Source organism: Halolamina rubra (assembly GCF_000739555.1).
Taxonomy (GTDB): Archaea; Halobacteriota; Halobacteria; order Halobacteriales; family Haloferacaceae; genus Halolamina; species Halolamina rubra.
The window spans coordinates 1-15,142 of record NZ_BBJN01000051.1; the positions used below are offsets into that span (position 1 = coordinate 1).

16 protein-coding genes and 2 pseudogenes are annotated in these 15,142 nt (G+C 70.0%); 10 read left to right on the forward strand and 8 right to left on the reverse strand.

The window, feature by feature from the left end; translation table 11 throughout:
- Positions 1-85: 85 nt before the first annotated feature.
- Positions 86-337, forward strand: coding sequence for a hypothetical protein (locus tag ACP95_RS12980; protein ID WP_049981610.1), 252 nt, complete (start codon positions 86-88; stop codon positions 335-337).
- A gap of 45 nt (positions 338-382) precedes the next feature.
- Positions 383-1,258 carry a homoserine kinase gene (locus ACP95_RS12985; protein WP_049981611.1) on the forward strand — a complete coding sequence of 292 codons (876 nt, stop codon included), beginning with the start codon at positions 383-385 and terminating at the stop codon, positions 1,256-1,258.
- Between the two features lie 28 nt (positions 1,259-1,286).
- On the opposite strand, the gene pyrF is transcribed toward ACP95_RS12985, so the two are convergent.
- Genes pyrF through ACP95_RS13000 form a run of 3 tightly spaced genes read right to left on the reverse strand, consistent with a single transcriptional unit; the run spans position 1,287 to position 2,702 of the window.
- Entirely contained in the window at positions 1,287-2,147 is an 861-nt protein-coding gene (gene pyrF / locus ACP95_RS12990; RefSeq protein ID WP_049981612.1) for an orotidine-5'-phosphate decarboxylase, read from the reverse strand.
- A gap of 43 nt (positions 2,148-2,190) precedes the next feature.
- Positions 2,191-2,460 carry a hypothetical protein gene (locus ACP95_RS12995; RefSeq protein ID WP_049981613.1) on the reverse strand — a complete coding sequence of 90 codons (270 nt, stop codon included), beginning with the start codon at positions 2,458-2,460 and terminating at the stop codon, positions 2,191-2,193.
- Positions 2,457-2,702: a hypothetical protein gene (locus ACP95_RS13000; protein WP_049981614.1), complete on the reverse strand. Its 246-nt coding sequence runs from the start codon at positions 2,700-2,702 to the stop codon at positions 2,457-2,459. The genes ACP95_RS12995 and ACP95_RS13000 overlap by 4 nt, the downstream gene beginning before the upstream one ends.
- 161 nt (positions 2,703-2,863) lie before the next feature.
- Here ACP95_RS13000 and ACP95_RS13005 point away from each other — a divergent pair, with 161 nt between their 5' ends.
- Positions 2,864-3,280 (forward strand): SHOCT domain-containing protein, encoded by a 417-nt coding sequence (locus tag ACP95_RS13005; RefSeq protein WP_049981615.1) that lies wholly within the window; start codon positions 2,864-2,866, stop codon positions 3,278-3,280.
- Between the two features lie 14 nt (positions 3,281-3,294).
- On the opposite strand, the gene ACP95_RS13010 is transcribed toward ACP95_RS13005, so the two are convergent.
- On the reverse strand, positions 3,295-4,836 hold the full coding sequence (locus tag ACP95_RS13010) for an amidohydrolase (RefSeq protein WP_049981616.1): 1,542 nt from the start codon (positions 4,834-4,836) through the stop codon (positions 3,295-3,297).
- Positions 4,837-4,955: 119 nt separating this feature from the next.
- On the opposite strand from ACP95_RS13010, the gene hmgA reads away from it, so the two are divergent.
- Genes hmgA through ACP95_RS13025 form a run of 3 tightly spaced genes read left to right on the forward strand, consistent with a single transcriptional unit; the run spans position 4,956 to position 6,772 of the window.
- A complete protein-coding gene (gene hmgA, locus ACP95_RS13015) occupies positions 4,956-6,188 on the forward strand; it encodes a hydroxymethylglutaryl-CoA reductase (NADPH) (protein ID WP_049981617.1) in 1,233 nt (410 codons plus the stop codon).
- A gap of 52 nt (positions 6,189-6,240) precedes the next feature.
- On the forward strand, positions 6,241-6,516 hold the full coding sequence (locus ACP95_RS13020) for a ribbon-helix-helix domain-containing protein (RefSeq protein ID WP_049981618.1): 276 nt from the start codon (positions 6,241-6,243) through the stop codon (positions 6,514-6,516).
- Entirely contained in the window at positions 6,509-6,772 is a 264-nt protein-coding gene (locus tag ACP95_RS13025; protein ID WP_049981619.1) for a type II toxin-antitoxin system RelE family toxin, read from the forward strand. The genes ACP95_RS13020 and ACP95_RS13025 overlap by 8 nt, the downstream gene beginning before the upstream one ends.
- Before the next feature lie 3 nt (positions 6,773-6,775).
- Here ACP95_RS13025 and ACP95_RS13030 read toward each other — a convergent pair whose 3' ends face one another.
- Positions 6,776-7,291: a DUF5817 domain-containing protein gene (locus ACP95_RS13030; RefSeq protein ID WP_049981620.1), complete on the reverse strand. Its 516-nt coding sequence runs from the start codon at positions 7,289-7,291 to the stop codon at positions 6,776-6,778.
- A 126-nt stretch (positions 7,292-7,417) separates the two neighbouring features.
- Between ACP95_RS13030 and ACP95_RS13035 the strand changes: the two genes are divergently transcribed.
- Positions 7,418-8,251, forward strand: a complete 834-nt coding sequence (locus ACP95_RS13035; protein ID WP_049981621.1) for an NAD-dependent epimerase/dehydratase family protein — start codon at positions 7,418-7,420, stop codon at positions 8,249-8,251.
- A gap of 522 nt (positions 8,252-8,773) precedes the next feature.
- Positions 8,774-9,115 carry a cupin domain-containing protein gene (locus ACP95_RS13040; protein WP_049981622.1) on the forward strand — a complete coding sequence of 114 codons (342 nt, stop codon included), beginning with the start codon at positions 8,774-8,776 and terminating at the stop codon, positions 9,113-9,115.
- Positions 9,116-9,169: 54 nt separating this feature from the next.
- On the opposite strand, the pseudogene icd reads toward ACP95_RS13040, so the two are convergent.
- Positions 9,170-10,440 (reverse strand): annotated as a pseudogene (gene icd, locus ACP95_RS13045) (NADP-dependent isocitrate dehydrogenase).
- Between the two features lie 129 nt (positions 10,441-10,569).
- Here icd and ACP95_RS13050 point away from each other — a divergent pair.
- Both ACP95_RS13050 and map read left to right on the forward strand, forming a co-directional pair.
- On the forward strand, positions 10,570-11,418 hold the full coding sequence (locus ACP95_RS13050) for an isoaspartyl peptidase/L-asparaginase (protein ID WP_049981623.1): 849 nt from the start codon (positions 10,570-10,572) through the stop codon (positions 11,416-11,418).
- A gap of 76 nt (positions 11,419-11,494) precedes the next feature.
- Positions 11,495-12,400: a type II methionyl aminopeptidase gene (gene map, locus ACP95_RS13055; RefSeq protein ID WP_049981624.1), complete on the forward strand. Its 906-nt coding sequence runs from the start codon at positions 11,495-11,497 to the stop codon at positions 12,398-12,400.
- 108 nt (positions 12,401-12,508) lie between these two features.
- On the opposite strand, the gene ACP95_RS13060 is transcribed toward map, so the two are convergent.
- The gene (locus ACP95_RS13060) at positions 12,509-12,709 is read right to left on the reverse strand and encodes a DUF7835 family putative zinc beta-ribbon protein (RefSeq protein ID WP_049981625.1); all 201 of its coding nucleotides are present in this window, start codon (positions 12,707-12,709) and stop codon (positions 12,509-12,511) included.
- 200 nt (positions 12,710-12,909) lie between these two features.
- Positions 12,910-15,095 (reverse strand): annotated as a pseudogene (locus tag ACP95_RS13065) (ATP-dependent DNA helicase).
- Positions 15,096-15,142: the final 47 nt, after the last annotated feature.

Below are 15,142 nucleotides of genomic sequence, written 5' to 3' on the forward strand. Positions count from 1 at the left end.
CGGTGCGAGGGAGGCATCGCCGCCCCGCGGGTCCGGCCGGAGAACAGAACTTTAAAGCGCCGTTCGGACTGAGCAGTACCAAGAGATGCTCCCGCTCCAGGTCATCGACAGTTTCCTGCTCAACTACGAGATCGGGCAGGTGCTGTTGCTCGTGTTCGCCCTGGGAACGATCGGCCTGCTCGGCCTCGGGTCGAAGAAGGTTCTGGGCCTCCACTTCGGCGCGTTCGGCCTGATCTTCCTGCTGACGCCACAGGCGATCAACTCCCGTATCTACCTGTTCCTCGGGCTGGCGCTGGTGATCGTCGCCCCGATGCTGTTCGCGATCAGCGACGAGTAGCGAGCGAGCGCCAGCTTTTTCGCGCGATCCGGGCTACGACACCCCATGCGAACAGTCCGGGCGCCGGCGACCAGCGCGAACCTCGGTAGCGGCTACGACACGTTCGGCGTCGCGCTCTCGCGCCCGGCGGACGTCGTCTCAGTCGAGCGCGCCGACCGCACCACGATCGAGGTGACCGGCGCGGGGGCGCAGTTCATCCCGGAAGACCCCGAGAAGAACACCGTCGGCGCCGTCGCGCGGGCGCTCGACGCCCCGGCCCACATCAAGATCGACAAGGGCGTCAGACCCGCCTCCGGGCTGGGCTCCTCCGCGGCCTCCGCGGCAGGCGCGGCGCTCGCGCTCAACGACCTCTACGACCGCGGGCTCTCCCGCGAGGAGCTCGTCCCGATCGCCGCCGAGGGCGAGGCGGTCGTCTCCGGCGCCGCCCACGCCGACAACGTCGCCCCCGCGCTGCTCGGCGGGTTCACGATCGCCACCGCCGACGGCGTGCGCTCCGTCGAGACGAACGTGCCGCTGGTTGCCTGCCTCCCGGAGGAGCCCATCTCGACCCGCGACGCCCGCGAGGTCGTCCCGACCCACGTCACGATCGAGGAGCTGGTCGCGACGGTCGGCAACGCCGCGACGCTGTCTGTCGGGATGTGTCGCTCCGACCCGGAGCTCGTCGGCGCGGGGATGGCCGACGAGGTCGTCACGCCCCACCGCGCGGCGCTCATCACGGGGTACGACGACGCCGCCGACGCCGCCCGCGCGGCCGGCGCCTACGGCGTCACCGTCAGCGGCTCCGGCCCCGGCGTGCTCGCGGTCTGTCCCCCCGAGCGCCGGCGCGAGGTCGCGGCCGCGATGGTCGAGGCGTTCGCGGACAACGGCGAGGACGCGCGGGCCTACCCGGCCTGGACGGGCGACGGCGCCGAGTTCGTCTGAGCCTCGGCGGTTCCCGGGCGTTCGAGCCTCAGCGGTACTGGTTCAGTCGCTTCTTCAGCCGCTCCGCGGCGTCGCCCGCGGCTCCGAAGTACGCGTCCTCGTCCGGTTCGTGACCCCCAGAGGCGCCCGAAACCGTGTTCCGGCCCACGTCCTCGCCGGCGAAGATGATCCCCCGCGAGGAGTTGACGAGCCCCACGTCGACGCCGGCGCCCTCCCGCGCCGCGAGACCGTGCTCCACCGCGGCCTCCGCGTCGCCGCCCTGCGCGCCGACGCCGGGGACGAGAAACGGGATCTCGGGGACGATCTCCCGGACCGTCTCCAGCTCCTCGGGCGCGGTGGCGCCGACGACGAGCCCGACGTTGCCGTGTTCGTTCCACGTGTCCGCCAGCGCCGCCACTCGCTCGTACAGCGGCTCGCCCGAGGCGAGTTCGAGGTCCTGCAGGTCCGCGCCGCCGGGGTTGGAGGTGCGACAGAGCACGAACACGCCCGCGTCGGCCTCGGCGAGGAACGGCTGGAGCGAGTCGCCGCCCATGTACGGGTTGACGGTGATCGCGTCGACCTCCTCCAGCACCTCGGCGTACTGCCGTGCGGTGTTGCCGATGTCGCCCCGTTTCGCGTCGAGCAGGACGGGGACCCCCTTCCCGTGGGCGTAGGCGACCGTCTCCCGGAGCGCGCGCCAGCCGTCGGCGTCCTCGTAGAACGCGGCGTTGGGCTTGTAGCAGGCGGCGTGCTCGTGGGTGGCGTCGATGATCCGGCGGTTGAACGCCCAGCGCGGCAGGTCGCGGTCGTCGAGGAACTCCGGGATGCGGTCGGGGTCGGCGTCCAGCCCCACGGAGACGACGCTGTCGACGGCGTCGATGCGGGCGGCGAGGTCGTCGAAGAAGGTCATACCGGGAGCGCGCGCCGCCGGAGTAAGAACCCTGCCGTTTCGGTCAGCGTCCGTCGTCGCTCGTCCCGTCGTCGCTCGTCCCGCCGCCTCCCGCACCGTCACCGCCCTCGGCGAGTTCCTCGACTCGCGTCTCGAGCTCCGCGATCCGGTCTCGGAGCGCGTCGAGCTCCGCCTCGTCGGCGCCGCCGCCACCCCACCGGCGGTAGAGGTAGACGATCCCCAGCACGACCAGGGCGATTATGGCGAAGTTGAACACCAACGCGAAGAGGATCACGAAGATCTCGATCCCGCCAGGGACCTGTAGCGGGCTCATTCCTCCTCGCGCCGCTCGTCCCCGACGGACACCTCGTTGCTCGCCGCCTCGCTGCCGGCCGCGACCTCCGCTTCGAGTTCCTCGATCCGGCCTTTGAGTTCCGCGACCTCGTCGTCGCCGTCGCCGCCGACGCTCCGGACGACCAGGAACAGCCCCACGAGCACCACGGGGACGCCGACGAGCAGCGCCAGCACGAGCAGGATGATCAGCAGTTCCGGGCCGCCGGGGATCTGGAGGAGCATGGCTCCGGGTTCGCTCGCTCGGGCCATGGGCTTTTCCCCCGAACGCGTCACACGGCCCGCGACGAATTCCGGGTGTGGGTGAAACGTACCGCCGCCCGCCGTGAGGGCTGACGCCGGCCCCGGTGGGAAGCTATTTGAGGTGAGAGCGACAGCCACCCGACATGAGCGATCCGGTCCACCGCGCTGCGCCCGAATCGGCCCGAGGGCGTGGTTTCCTCACTCTCCTGTCGAGCAGCGTCGCCGCCATCTGTTTCGTCGCGGTGCTGTTCATGCACGGCACGGTCGTCCCCGTTCTCGGCGGCCTGGGCACTGCCACGATCGTCGTGGCACTCGTTCTCGGACACGGGCTCACGACGCAGGCCGCGGCGGCGCCCGATGACGCGAACCCCGCCGCCAACTGGAACCGACTCGAATCCGAGACGACCGACCCGATCAGAACCCTCAAGCAACGCTACGCCGAGGGCGAACTCACCGACGCGGAGTTCGAAGAACGGATGGATCGGCTGATGGAGAGCGACACGCGAACCGACGACGGACACGCGAGAGAGCGTGATCGCGAGCGGGCAGTCGAGCGGTAGCGGGCCGCGCGACGCTACCGGTCGTCGTACACCACGTCGCCATCGACGACCGTCATCGCCACGTCGATCTCGTCGATATCGTCCGCGTGCTCCCACGGCGACTGCTCCAGCACGGTGAAGTCCGCGAGCTTCCCGGGCTCGACCGTACCGAGCCGCTCCTCGTCGAAGCCGGCGTACGCCGCTCCGAGCGTGTACGCCCGGAGCGCCTCGGTGACCGAGAGCCGCTGGGCGTCGACCTCGGTGGTGACGGCGTGGTGGACACCCAGCAGCGGGTCGAGCGGCATGCAGTCCGAGCCGAACGCCAGCGGCGCGCCCGCGGCCGAGAGCGACGCGTAGCGGTTCGTCCCCGTCCGGCGGTCACCGAGCCGGGAGTCGTAGAGCCCGCCCGGCTTCGCCCACTTGAGGAAGTTCGGCTGGACCGAGGCGACGACGCCCATCTCCGCGAAGCGCTCGATCGCCTCGTCGGAGGCGAGTTCGACGTGCTCGACGCGGTGGCGCATCCCGCCGGGGTCGTCGGTCGCCGCGTAGGCGTCGAGCACCGCGTCGACGGCCTCGTCGCCGATTGCGTGGGCGGTGACCTGGAAGCCGGCGTCGTCGGCGCGTTCGACGATATCGTGCAGTTCCTCGGGGTCGACGACCCACGAGCCGTGCTCCTCGGGCGCGTCGTCGTAGGGCTCCGAGACCTTCGCCGTGCGGCCGCCGAAGGAGCCGTCGGTGTAGGTCTTGATCGCGCCCGTCTGGACCATCCCGGAGCCGTGGTTGGTTCGCAGGCCGGTCTCGATCAGCGCGTCGAGGTGGTCCGCCCAGTAGTTGAGCCGGACGCGCAGCGAGAGCTCGTCGGCGAGGTCGAGCTCGCGGTACACCTCGGGCGCGTAGGAGCCCCGGACCATGTCGTGGATCCCGGTGACGCCGCGCTCGTTGGCGTGGGCCTGCGCGGCTTCCACGAGGCGCTCGGTCTCCGCGGCGTCGGGCGCGACCGCCTCGTACAGCACGTCGACGGCCTCCTCGACGAGCACGCCCGTCGGCTCGCCGTCGTCGTGGTGGACATTCTCCGCGGCCATCTCCTCGACGTAGCGGTCGAGCACGACGCTGTTGACGGAGGCGACGTGCATGTCCTCGCGGAACGCGACGACCGGGCGCTCCGCCGAGACGGCGTCGAGATCCTCGCGGTCGAGGTAGCGGTCCTCGGGCCAGCTGCTCTCGTCGTAGCCGTACCCCCGGACCCACTCGGAGCCGTCAGCGTCGCTCGTCGCGGCGTGCTCGCGCAGGATCGAGACCGCCGCGTCAAGGTCGTCGGCCGTCGAGAGGTCGGCGTGGACGAGGTACTTCCCGGCGGTCGTGAGGTGCGTGTGGGCGTCGACGAACCCCGGGAGCAGCACGCGGCCGTCGAGGTCGACCACCTCGGTCTCGGTGCCCGCGAGGAACTCCACGTCGTAGGTGGCGCCCACGCGGACGACCTCGCCGTCGCGGACGGCGACGGCCTCGTGGGTCTCGTCGGGCTCGGTCAGCGTGTGGATCTCGCCGTCGATGAAGACGGTGTCGGCGGCCTCGGTCATTGCCCGATGGCGGGTCGGACCGGCCAAAACCGTTCGGGAAGCGGGCGGCGCCGGGGACGGGAGCGGACCGCCCGCCGCGGATCGGTAACGGTTTGCCCGCCCCGGCAGAACCCGGGGGCATGACCGACCGCGTCGACGCCGACACCGCGGCGGAGCTCGCCGACCGGGTGGAGGCCGGCGACCTCCGACTGTACGAACTCGAAGAGCACGCCGACGCCGACACCGCCGCCGCGGCCCGGCGACTGGTGGTGGAGCGCCACTCCGGCGCCGACCTCGAGACCACGGGCGACTACAGCTTCCCGGCCGACCGCGCGGCGGGGAGCAACATCGAGAACATGATCGGCGCCGCCCAGATCCCGATGGGCGTCGCCGGCCCGGTCACGATCGACGGCGGCGCGTACGAGGGGGAGACGTACCTCCCGCTGGCGACCACGGAGGGCGCGCTGCTGGCCTCCGTCAACCGCGGGCTCTCCGTCATCGACGACGCCGGCGGCGCGACGGCGCGGGTGACCAAACAGGGGATGACCCGCGCGCCCGTCTTCCAGACGAGCGGGATCGCCGAGTCCCAGGCGCTCGCGGACTGGGTCCGGGAGAACGTCGACGACCTCCGGGAGGCCGCCGAGTCGACCACCAGCCACGGGAAGCTGCTCGACGTGACGCCGTACGTCGTCGGCGACAACGTGTTCCTGCGGTTCCGCTACGACACCGCCGACGCGATGGGGATGAACATGGCGACCATCGCGACCGGCGAGGCCTGCGACGTGATCGAGGAGCGCACCGACGCCTCGCTCGTCGCGCTCTCGGGCAACCTCTGTACGGACAAGAAGCCCGCCGCGATCAACGCCGTCGAGGGGCGCGGGCGCAGCGTCACCGCCGAGGCGACGCTCCCCCGGGAGTTCGTCGAGGAGACGCTGAAGACCACGCCCGAGGCGATCGCCGAGGTCAACACCCGGAAGAACCTGATCGGCAGCGCGAAAGCCGGGAGTCTGGGGTTCAACGCGCAGGTCGCGAACGTCGTCGCGGCGATGTATCTCGCGACCGGGCAGGACGCCGCGCAGGTCGTCGAGGGGAGCAACGGGATCGTCTCCGTCGAGGCCCGGGAGGACGGGCTCTACGCCGCGGTCTCGCTGGCGTCGATCGAGGTCGGCACCGTCGGTGGCGGAACGAAGCTCCCCACCCAGTCGGAGGGGCTGGACGTGCTGGGGATCCGCGGCGGCGGCGACCCGGCCGGCTCGAACGCCGACGCGCTGGCGGAGTGTGTGGCCACCGGCGCGCTGGCCGGGGAGCTGTCGCTGCTGTCGGCGCTGGCGTCGCGGAACCTCTCGAGCGCGCACGCCGAACTGGGTCGGTAGGCGTTTCCGAGCGCGGCGAAGGTTTTAGTGTGATACATCTGTATCACAGAGCATGAGCACAGACACCGAAAACGGGGACGACCGAATGCGGAAGATCAACGTTCGCGTCCCGGAGCCGTTACTGGAACAGATCGAGGCGCAGTGGGAGCGTCGCGGTTACTCCAGCAAGTCCGAGGCGATTCGGGACGCGCTCCGCGACTGGGTCGATCCGTCCACGAAACTGAGCGACGAGACACTCGACGACCTCGAAGAGAGTCGTGAGCAGCGGGAGCGTGGCGAGACCGTGTCGGAGGAAGAGGCACGCGAACGGCTCGGGCTCGATGACTGAGGTCGAGTACACCGAGCGGGCAATCGAACATCTCGACGGACTGGATCCACAGGTCGCCGATCGGGTGTTGAACAAGGTCGAAGAAGCGACCGAGTGGACCGAGCATCGACTGGAACCACTATCGGGCTATCCGTACTACAAGCTCCGAATCGGCGACTACAGAGCCATCGTCGACTGGGATCGCGGAAACGATGTGCTCGTCGTCGAAGCGGTCGGACACCGACGGAACGTCTACGACCGCCACCTGCCGCCCTGAACGCTACACCAACCGCAACTCCCCGCCCGACTGGATCACTTCCCCCTGTCGGCGGAGCTTCTCCAGCAGTTTCTCCGCGGCGCCGCGCGGCACGCCGTCGTCGACGGCGCGGTCGACGACTTCTGCCTCCGTTCCGCCCTCCCGGACCGCGTCCCGGACCTTCTCGTCGCGGCTGCGCGAGGACGCCGTCGAGGTGTCGCCCGCCTGCTGCACCTCGTCGGCGTCGATGCCGGACTGTTCGAGGTACGCCTCCTCGGACAACCCGCTCTCCTCGACGCGCTGTTCGAGTTCGGAGACGTGTGCCACCTCGTCGAACGCCGCGCTGTCGCCGTGTTTCTTCGCCAGCAGCGCCGCGCGGGCCTCGCGGGCGGCCTCGCGGTCGTCGGTCTCGTAGAACCGGTTGAGCTTCTTCGTCTGGTGGCGCCGCCCGCACTTCGGGCAGGTGGCCGAGTCGCTCTCCCGGGGGTCCGTGAGCAGCCAGTAGGTGCCGCACTCGGTGCAGCCGACGACCGCGTACATGCCTCGGTGTGGTGCGCTTTCGGCCATGAATCCTCCGCTCGCCGCGGCGGGCGTCGACGCCCCGCCGGCGACGCGGCGGGCCGGGCGCATCCCGAGGCTTATCCCCGCCTCCGCCGAGTTCCGGGTATGCGCGTGCTGGTCACCGGTTCGGAGGGTCGCGTCGCCTCGGGAATCAAACAGAACCTCGACACAGACGACTCGGACCACGAGTTCGTCCACCTCGACCGCGAGGACGCGCCGGACGTGGACCACGTCGCCGACGTGTCGGAGTACGACGAGATCCGCCCGGCGTTCGACGGCGTCGACGCGGTGGTCCACCTCGCGGCGGACCCGAAAGTCTCCGCGACGTGGGAGTCGGTCCACCAGAGCAACATCGTCGGGACGCGGAACGTGCTCGAGGCCGCCGCCGACGCCGAGGTCGAGCGGTTCGTGTTCGCCTCCTCGATCCACGCCGCGGGGATGTGGGAGGAGGACGGCAAGCCGGACGTGTACGAACTCGACGACGGCACGACCGTCACCGTCGACGACGACGAGCGCCCCGACTCCTACTACGGCGTCTCGAAGGCCTATGGCGAGGACATGGGTCGGTTCTACGTCGAACAGCGCGAGTACCCCGAGCGGTTCTACGCGGCCCGGATCGCCAGCGTCCGCGGCGGGCTCTACGACAACCCCTACGGCGACGCCGAGAGGGGCGTCGAGAACGGCGACTGGGAGCGCGGCAGTCCGGCGTACACCGAGCAGGTGAAGCGCCTGAAGGGCACCTGGCTCTCGCTGCGGGACTGGGCGCAGTTGGTGGATCGCTGTCTAGAAGACGAGGAGACCGAGTTCGGGATCTTCTTCGCGACCAGCGACAACCCGCGGAGCTGGTTCGACCTCGAGCACACGAAGGAGCTACTGGGGTACGAGCCGCAGGACTCCGCGAGCGACTGGCAGTCGCCGCCCGCTGAGTTGTTGGAGTAATCGGTCTTTTTGCGACCTTCGGGGATCTGGTGGTGGTGTTCTTCGAAACGGAACAGCCACCGCAAAACGTCACCGCGGAGTGAGCTAGACCAGTTGTACCGCACTGCGCTCGGCACAGCGACCACGAGTCTCCCCAGTCGACTCGCTCCCGGTTGGTCGCTCGTCCCTCGCGCTGATTCGCACACGGAGGCGTCGTGCGGGCGACCCACGCGTCGCCCGCACTGCCAGCGATACATCCGGTCTCGCCCTGCTCGCGCTTCGCCCCGACAGCGGCCGCGGTGCAGTGGCGGTGGACGCCTCGCGCGCCAACGGTCGGCGGGCGCGGGGGGAGGGGTGGGGAATCGGCGTCTCGCCGGACCTCGTGTCCGGCGCACTGCGGTCACAAGTGGTCATGCATCGAGATGCTGTCGCGGTTACCGTTCCCGTAAACGGTCGGTTCGCTACCCGGACCCAGAACTCACTTTCCCACGCAACGTAGCCGGAAGCTGAGGAACTATACGGCTCCGCACGCCACACACCCACATGGACACGTACACACCCAACGACGACGACTTCGTCGAGGCCGTCGACGACGTGCACCTGACCGTCGGCGCCAGCGGCGACGAAACGAGCGTCCAGCACTTCGAGATCGAACCCGGCGCGGAGGTCCCCTCACACAGCCACCACCACGAGCAGGCCGGCCTGATCACCCAGGGCGAACTCACGTTCGTCCTCGAGGACGGCGAGGAGGTGACCGTCGGCGCCGGCGAGTCCTACACCCTCCTCGGCGACGAGGTCCACGCCGCCGAGAACCGGGGCGACGAGACGGTCGTCGGCATCGACGTGTTCGCGCCGCCGCGGACGAACCCCGACTGGGCGGAGTAGCGACTGGCGGGCGAACGGCGAAAGAAAACGGGGCAGAGAGCCGCAGAGACTGGCTTACGCGAGTTTCTCGATGTTCTCGACGACGGCCTCGGCGTACTCCGTGGTGGAGACCTTCTCGGCGTCCTCACGCTGGCGCGCGAGGTCGTAGGTGACCGTCCCCTCGTCGATCGTCTTCTCGACGGCGTCGCGGATCAGCTGGCCGGTGTCCTCCCAGCCGAGGTACTCGAACATCAGGCGCCCCGAGAGGATGAGCGCGGTCGGGTTCGCCTTGTTGAGCCCGGCGTTCTTGGGCGAGGAGCCGTGGACGGGCTCGGCGAGCACGCGGCCGTGGCCGAAGTTCGCGCCCGGCGCGATGCCGAGGCCGCCGATCTGGGCGCCCGCGGCGTCGGAGAGGTAGTCGCCGTTGAGGTTCGGCATCGCCAGCACGTCGAACTCGTCGGTGCGGAGCTGCATCCACTGGAGCATCGCGTCGGCGAGGCGCTCCTCGACCATGACGGCGTCCTCCGGGATGTCGACCTCGTCCTGCTCCTCCCAGAGCGAGTCGGGCGCGGCGAACACCTCGTCGTCCGGGTACTCCTCATCGGCGACCTCCATCCCCCAGTCGCCGAACTGCCCCTCGGTGAACTTCATGATGTTCCCCTTGTGGACCAGCGTGACCTTGTCGCGGTCGTTCTCGATGGCGTAGTCAATCGCCTCACGGACGAGGCGCTTCGAACCCTTCTCCGAGATCGGCTTGAGGCCGAGCCCGATCGGGCCGTCGTGCATCACGTCGTCGAACCCCATCTCGTCCTCGACGAAGTCCCGTACCTGCTCGGCCTCGTCGGTGCCGGCCTCCCACTCGATGCCGGCGTACACGTCCTCGGTGTTCTCCCGGAACGTCACCATGTCCATCTCCTCGGGCGCCTTCATCGGCGACGGGACGCCGTCGAGGTAGTAGGTGGGTCGGACGTTCGCGTAGAGGTCGAGCGTCTGGCGCAGCGCGACGTTCAGCGACCGGAAGCCGGCGCGACGGGCGTCGTCAGCGGGCCCTTGATCGCGACGCGGTGCTCGCGGATGGCGTCGACGGTCTCCTCGGGGAGGTTCTCGTCGTACTTCTCGCGGGCGGTCTCGCCGGCGTACACCTCCATCCAGCTCACGTCGCGGCCCGTCGCCTCGGCGGCGGCGGTCAGCACGTCCTGGGCGGCCGGGCCCACGTCCTTGCCGATGCCGTCGCCGTGGATGATCGGGATGACCGGGTTCTGCGGTACGTCGAGCTCGCCGGACTCCTCGTCGGCGAGCGTGATCTTCGACCCCGACTCGGGGGGTTCGATGTGCTCGTAGCTCATGGCACTGAAAACGTCTCACAGCGGAACCAAATGCTTGCCGTTCTTCCGGCCGCGGCCGCCCGGGAGCGGAACCCGGCGCAGGCGACCGTTTCCCGTGGATTGATGAGCGCTGACAACGCTCACACGAGCATGCGCATCATCGTCCACGGCGGCGCCGGCGGCACCCCCGACGAGCCCGAACCCCGACAGGCAGTGCTCGACGACGCGGCCGAAGCGGGGGCGGCCGAGACCGACCCTGTCGACGCCGTCGAGGCCGCAGTGAACGTGCTCGAGGCGTCCGACCGGTTCAACGCGGGCTACGGCGGCGCGGTCCAGTCCGACGGCGCGGTCCGGACCGACGCCGGCCTGATGACCGCCGACCGCGAGGTCGGCGCCGTCGCGAGCATGGACGGCGTGCAGGAAGCGATCTCCGCGGCGCGGGTCGTGATGGAGGAGACGCCCCACATCTTCGTCGCCGGCGAGCACGCCGTCGATCTCGCCGACGAGTTCGGCGTCGAGACGGGCGTCGACCTGCTCACCCCCGAGAAGCGCGAGGAGTACGAGAACGAGGACCCGCCCAGCGCGGGGCCGAAAGCCCACCTGGAGTGGCTCGAGGAGCGCTTCGGCGGCCACGACACCGTCGGCGCCGTCGCGTTCGCGGACGGCGAGTTCGCCGCCGCGACCTCCACCGGCGGGCGCTCGTGGGCGCTCGCGGGGCGGGTAGGCGACGTGCCCCAGGTCGGCTCCGGCTTCTACTGCACGCCCGCCGGCGGCGCCTCCGCGACCGGCGCGGGCGAGGACATCGCGAAGGTGACGCTGAGCCAGCGCGCCGTCGACAAGCTCGAGGCGGGCGCCGACGCCCAGACGGCGGCCGACGACGCCATCGCGGAGTTCGACGAGCTCACGGGCTCCTCGGCGGGCGTCATCGTCTGCGACGAGGACGGCACCGGCGCGGCGTTCAACTCCGAGGGGATGCAGACGAGCACGGCGACGCGGTAGTTCCGGGCGACGCCCGGGCCGGGGTCGCGCCGTCCTGTCGGAACCTCTTTCCCCCGCACAGGCCAACCCCACAGCCATGAGCTACGGCGATCTGAGCGAGGAGGCAGTCGAGAAGCACCAGGAGGCCGGCGACATCCTCGTCGAGGTGATGGAGGAGGCCCGCGAGCTCGTCGAGCCCGGCGTGACCCACCTCGAGGTCGCCGAGACCGCCGAGGAGCGCATCGTCGAGCTCGGCGGCGAGCCGGCGTTCCCGGTCAACATCAGCATCGACCACGAGGCCTCCCACGCGACCCCCGAGGCCGACGACGAGACGGTGTTCGGCGAGGACGACATGGTCTGTCTCGACGTCGGCGTCCACGTCGACGGCTACATCGCCGACTCGGCGGTCACCGTCGACTTCTCGGGCAACGACGAGCTGGTCGAGGCCGCCGAGCAGGCGCTCGACGCGGCACTGGACGAGGTCGAAGCCGGCTCCGAGGTCGGCGTCGTCGGGGGCGCGATCGAGGACGTGATCGACGGCTACGGCTACTCGCCGGTGCTGAACCTCTCGGGCCACGGGCTCCAGCGCTACGACGCCCACACGGGCCCGTCGATCCCCAACCGTGGGGTGGACCGCTCCGCCGAACTCGAGGCCGGGCAGGTCGTCGCCATCGAGCCGTTCGCCACCGACGGCAGCGGGAAGGTCGGCGAGGGGAGCCACGAGCAGATCTTCGAGCTGCAGGAGGAGCGCTCGGTCCGCGACCGCGCCGCCCGGCAGGCGATGGACCAGATCACCGCGGAGTTCGACGGGCTCCCGTTCGCCGAGCGCTGGCTCGACACGCCCCGGCCGTCGATGGCGCTGCGCCGGCTGAAAGCCGACGGCGCCGTCAAGGGGTACCCGGTGCTGCAGGAGGACGAGGGGAAGCTGGTCTCGCAGGCCGAGCACACGCTGATCGTCACCGAGGACGGCTACGAACTGACGACCGCGGGGCTGTTCGAGTAGCTAGTCGGTCCCGTTGTCGAAGAATACGGCGCCGAAGGCGCCGATCCGACGCATAGCCGGCATCGCTCGTCGCGGGCCCCCACACCCGTCGACGGCCACTGCCGGGGGTTACGCGTTGTTCATCCGCGTCGCCGTCTGCGAGTCGCACGTCTGGCAGACCGCCACGCGGTACGGCTCTCTGGAGAACTCCGAGTTCTCCTGTTGATCGCTCTCGGTCCGGATCTCGACCCGGACGTCGTGGATCGTCTCCCCGTCACACTCCGGACAGCTCTCTCGAACGTTGTCAGGATCGGAGGGTTGAGTGGCCATGCGCCCACCCCTTCTCGGAGGAGTCTGATAAAGGCGGCGCTAATCGACCCGACAGGACGGCGTCGGAACGGCCGAAATCGGTGTCGAGACGACCACTACTGGCCGTTCTTCGATCCAGCCGTCGATCCGTGCCTGTCCGGCGGGCGTCGGATACGCGTCAGACGTACGGCAGGGGAGACATATACGTTACGGCGAACCCGTCAGGGCTGGGGCGGCGCGCCGTCGTAGGCGTCGAGGTCGCCGTAGAAGTTGAGCATCCCGAACTTCACCTTCTCGGGGTTCATGTCGATGAGCTCGTCGCGCTCCCCCTCGGGGAACGTGTCCCGGACCGAGTAGCGACCCATGTCCGCCCGGGTGTAGCGCTTGTCGGCGAGCACGCGCACGCCGAAGTCGTCGGGCGAGCGGATCACCCGCCCCAGCGCCTGCCGGGTCTTCCGGACGGTCGGAATCTCGACGGCGTAGCGCCAGCCCGCCTCGTCGCGGTCGCCGTACGCGCGGTCGTAGGCGTCCTGCACCGCCTCCAGTCGGTCGTCGATGTGTGGGTACGGGACGCCGACGACGGCGACGCTCCGGGCGTCGTCGCCGTCGAAGCTCACGCCCTCAGCGAGCGTCCCCCACAGCGAGGTGAACAGCGCGGCGTTCTCGCTCGCCACGAACCGCTCGCGCAGCTCCTCGGTGTCCACGTCCGAACTGTCGAGCATGAGCTCGGCGTCGCCACCGTCGGCGTCGCCCACCGGGCGCCCGTCGCCGCCCAGGCGCTGGTAATAGCGCTCGGCCTCGGCGTAGGAGGGGAAGAACAGCAGCGTGTTGCCCGGCGTGAACTCGGTGAGGTCGGAGACGAGCCCGGAGACGGACTCCTGGACCTCGGGGTCGCCGCGGTCGTTCGCGAACAGCGCCGGCGTGCCGGCGGCGTACGTGCGGCGCCGGTCCTCGGGGTACTCCAGCCCGTACGCCATCGTCACGGGGTCGTCGAGCCCCAGCACGTCGGCGGCCACGTCGAACGGGCGCAGCGTCGCGGACATCAGCACGCTGGCGTACACCTCGTCGAACAGCGCCTCGGTCACGCGGCGCGGGATGCAGGTGTACAGCTCGGCGCGGCCGTAGATCTCGTCGGTGCCCTCGTTCCGGCGCACCGACACCACGGGGTACTGGCCGAGTTCGGCGTTCTCGTCCATCCAGGTCGCGAGGAACCGGGCGGCCGCGAGCGTCGAGCTCTCGGCGCGGGAGGTCGCCTCGCCGTTCTTGTACGCCTCCTCGTACTCCTCGTCGATCGCCTCGCCCAGCTGGACCGCGAGCTCGATCTCGGTGTCGATCCCCCGCCCCTCGTAGTTCCGGAGGAAGGCGAGCGTGAGGTCGTCGCGGGCGTCGTCGTTGGCGATCGGCACGTCCGACCAGTTCTCGTCGACCTGCTCGCGCTCGCCGAAGGCGAACCCGTCCTCGTAGCTCTCGACGAGCGCGTCCCGGAACGCGCCGACGACGTTCTCGGCGGCCTCGGCCCGGGAGTCGTCGCGGTCGTCGAGCTCGTCCAGCGCGCTGTCGAGCGTGTTCTCCGTGAGGCTCCGGCTCGCGTGGTCGCGGGCGGCGGACTCGATGTTGTGGGCCTCGTCGAATACGGTGACGACGCGCTCGGGCTCCCGGTCGAGCCACCGGAAGAACTGCTCGCGGATCGTGGGGTCGAGCAGGTGGTGGTAGTTGCAGACCACCAGGTCGACGGCCTCCATCCCCTCCTTCAGCAGCTCGTAGCCACAGAGCTCGTTCCGGTCGGCGTAGGCGTAGATCTCCTCGGGCGTCCGGACGCGTCGTAGAGCCACTCGTAGAACTCCTCGTTGTCGCCCAGCAGGTTGTTCCGGTAGTGCTCGCAGACGTTGGCGCTCTCGACGTCCTCGATGCGGTCCTCGACCTCGTCGAGCTCCTCCATGATCGCCTCGCGTCGCTGGGCGGCGGCGGCGTCGCCCTCGCGGCTGGCTTCGAGCAGCTCGCGCTGCTGCTGTTCGAGCTCCCGCTTCTCGGCCCGGTCCTCGACGAGTTCGCGGGTCGTGTCACGCAGCGTCTGACACTCCTGGTAGTCGACGCCGATGTGACACATCGACGACTTCCCCTTGAACACGACCGCGCGGATGTCCTCCTCGTCGTTTATCGCGCGGGCCTCCTCGACGAACTGGCGCATCTGCTGGTGGACGTTGGTCGTGATGACGACGGTGCGGTCCTCCTCGCGGGCGTGCTCCAGCGCGGGCACGAGCGCCGAGAGCGTCTTGCCAGTCCCGGGCGCGCCCTCGAACAGCACGTCGTCGCCGTCGTCGAGCGCGGCGGCGATGCGGGTCATCGCCTCCCCCTGGTTGGGGTAGGGGCTGTCGTACGGGAAGAACCGGCGTGTCGTCTCTGCCACTACCGGGCGTGGGGCGTTCTCGGCCAAAAGTTCTCGGGCACGAGGTG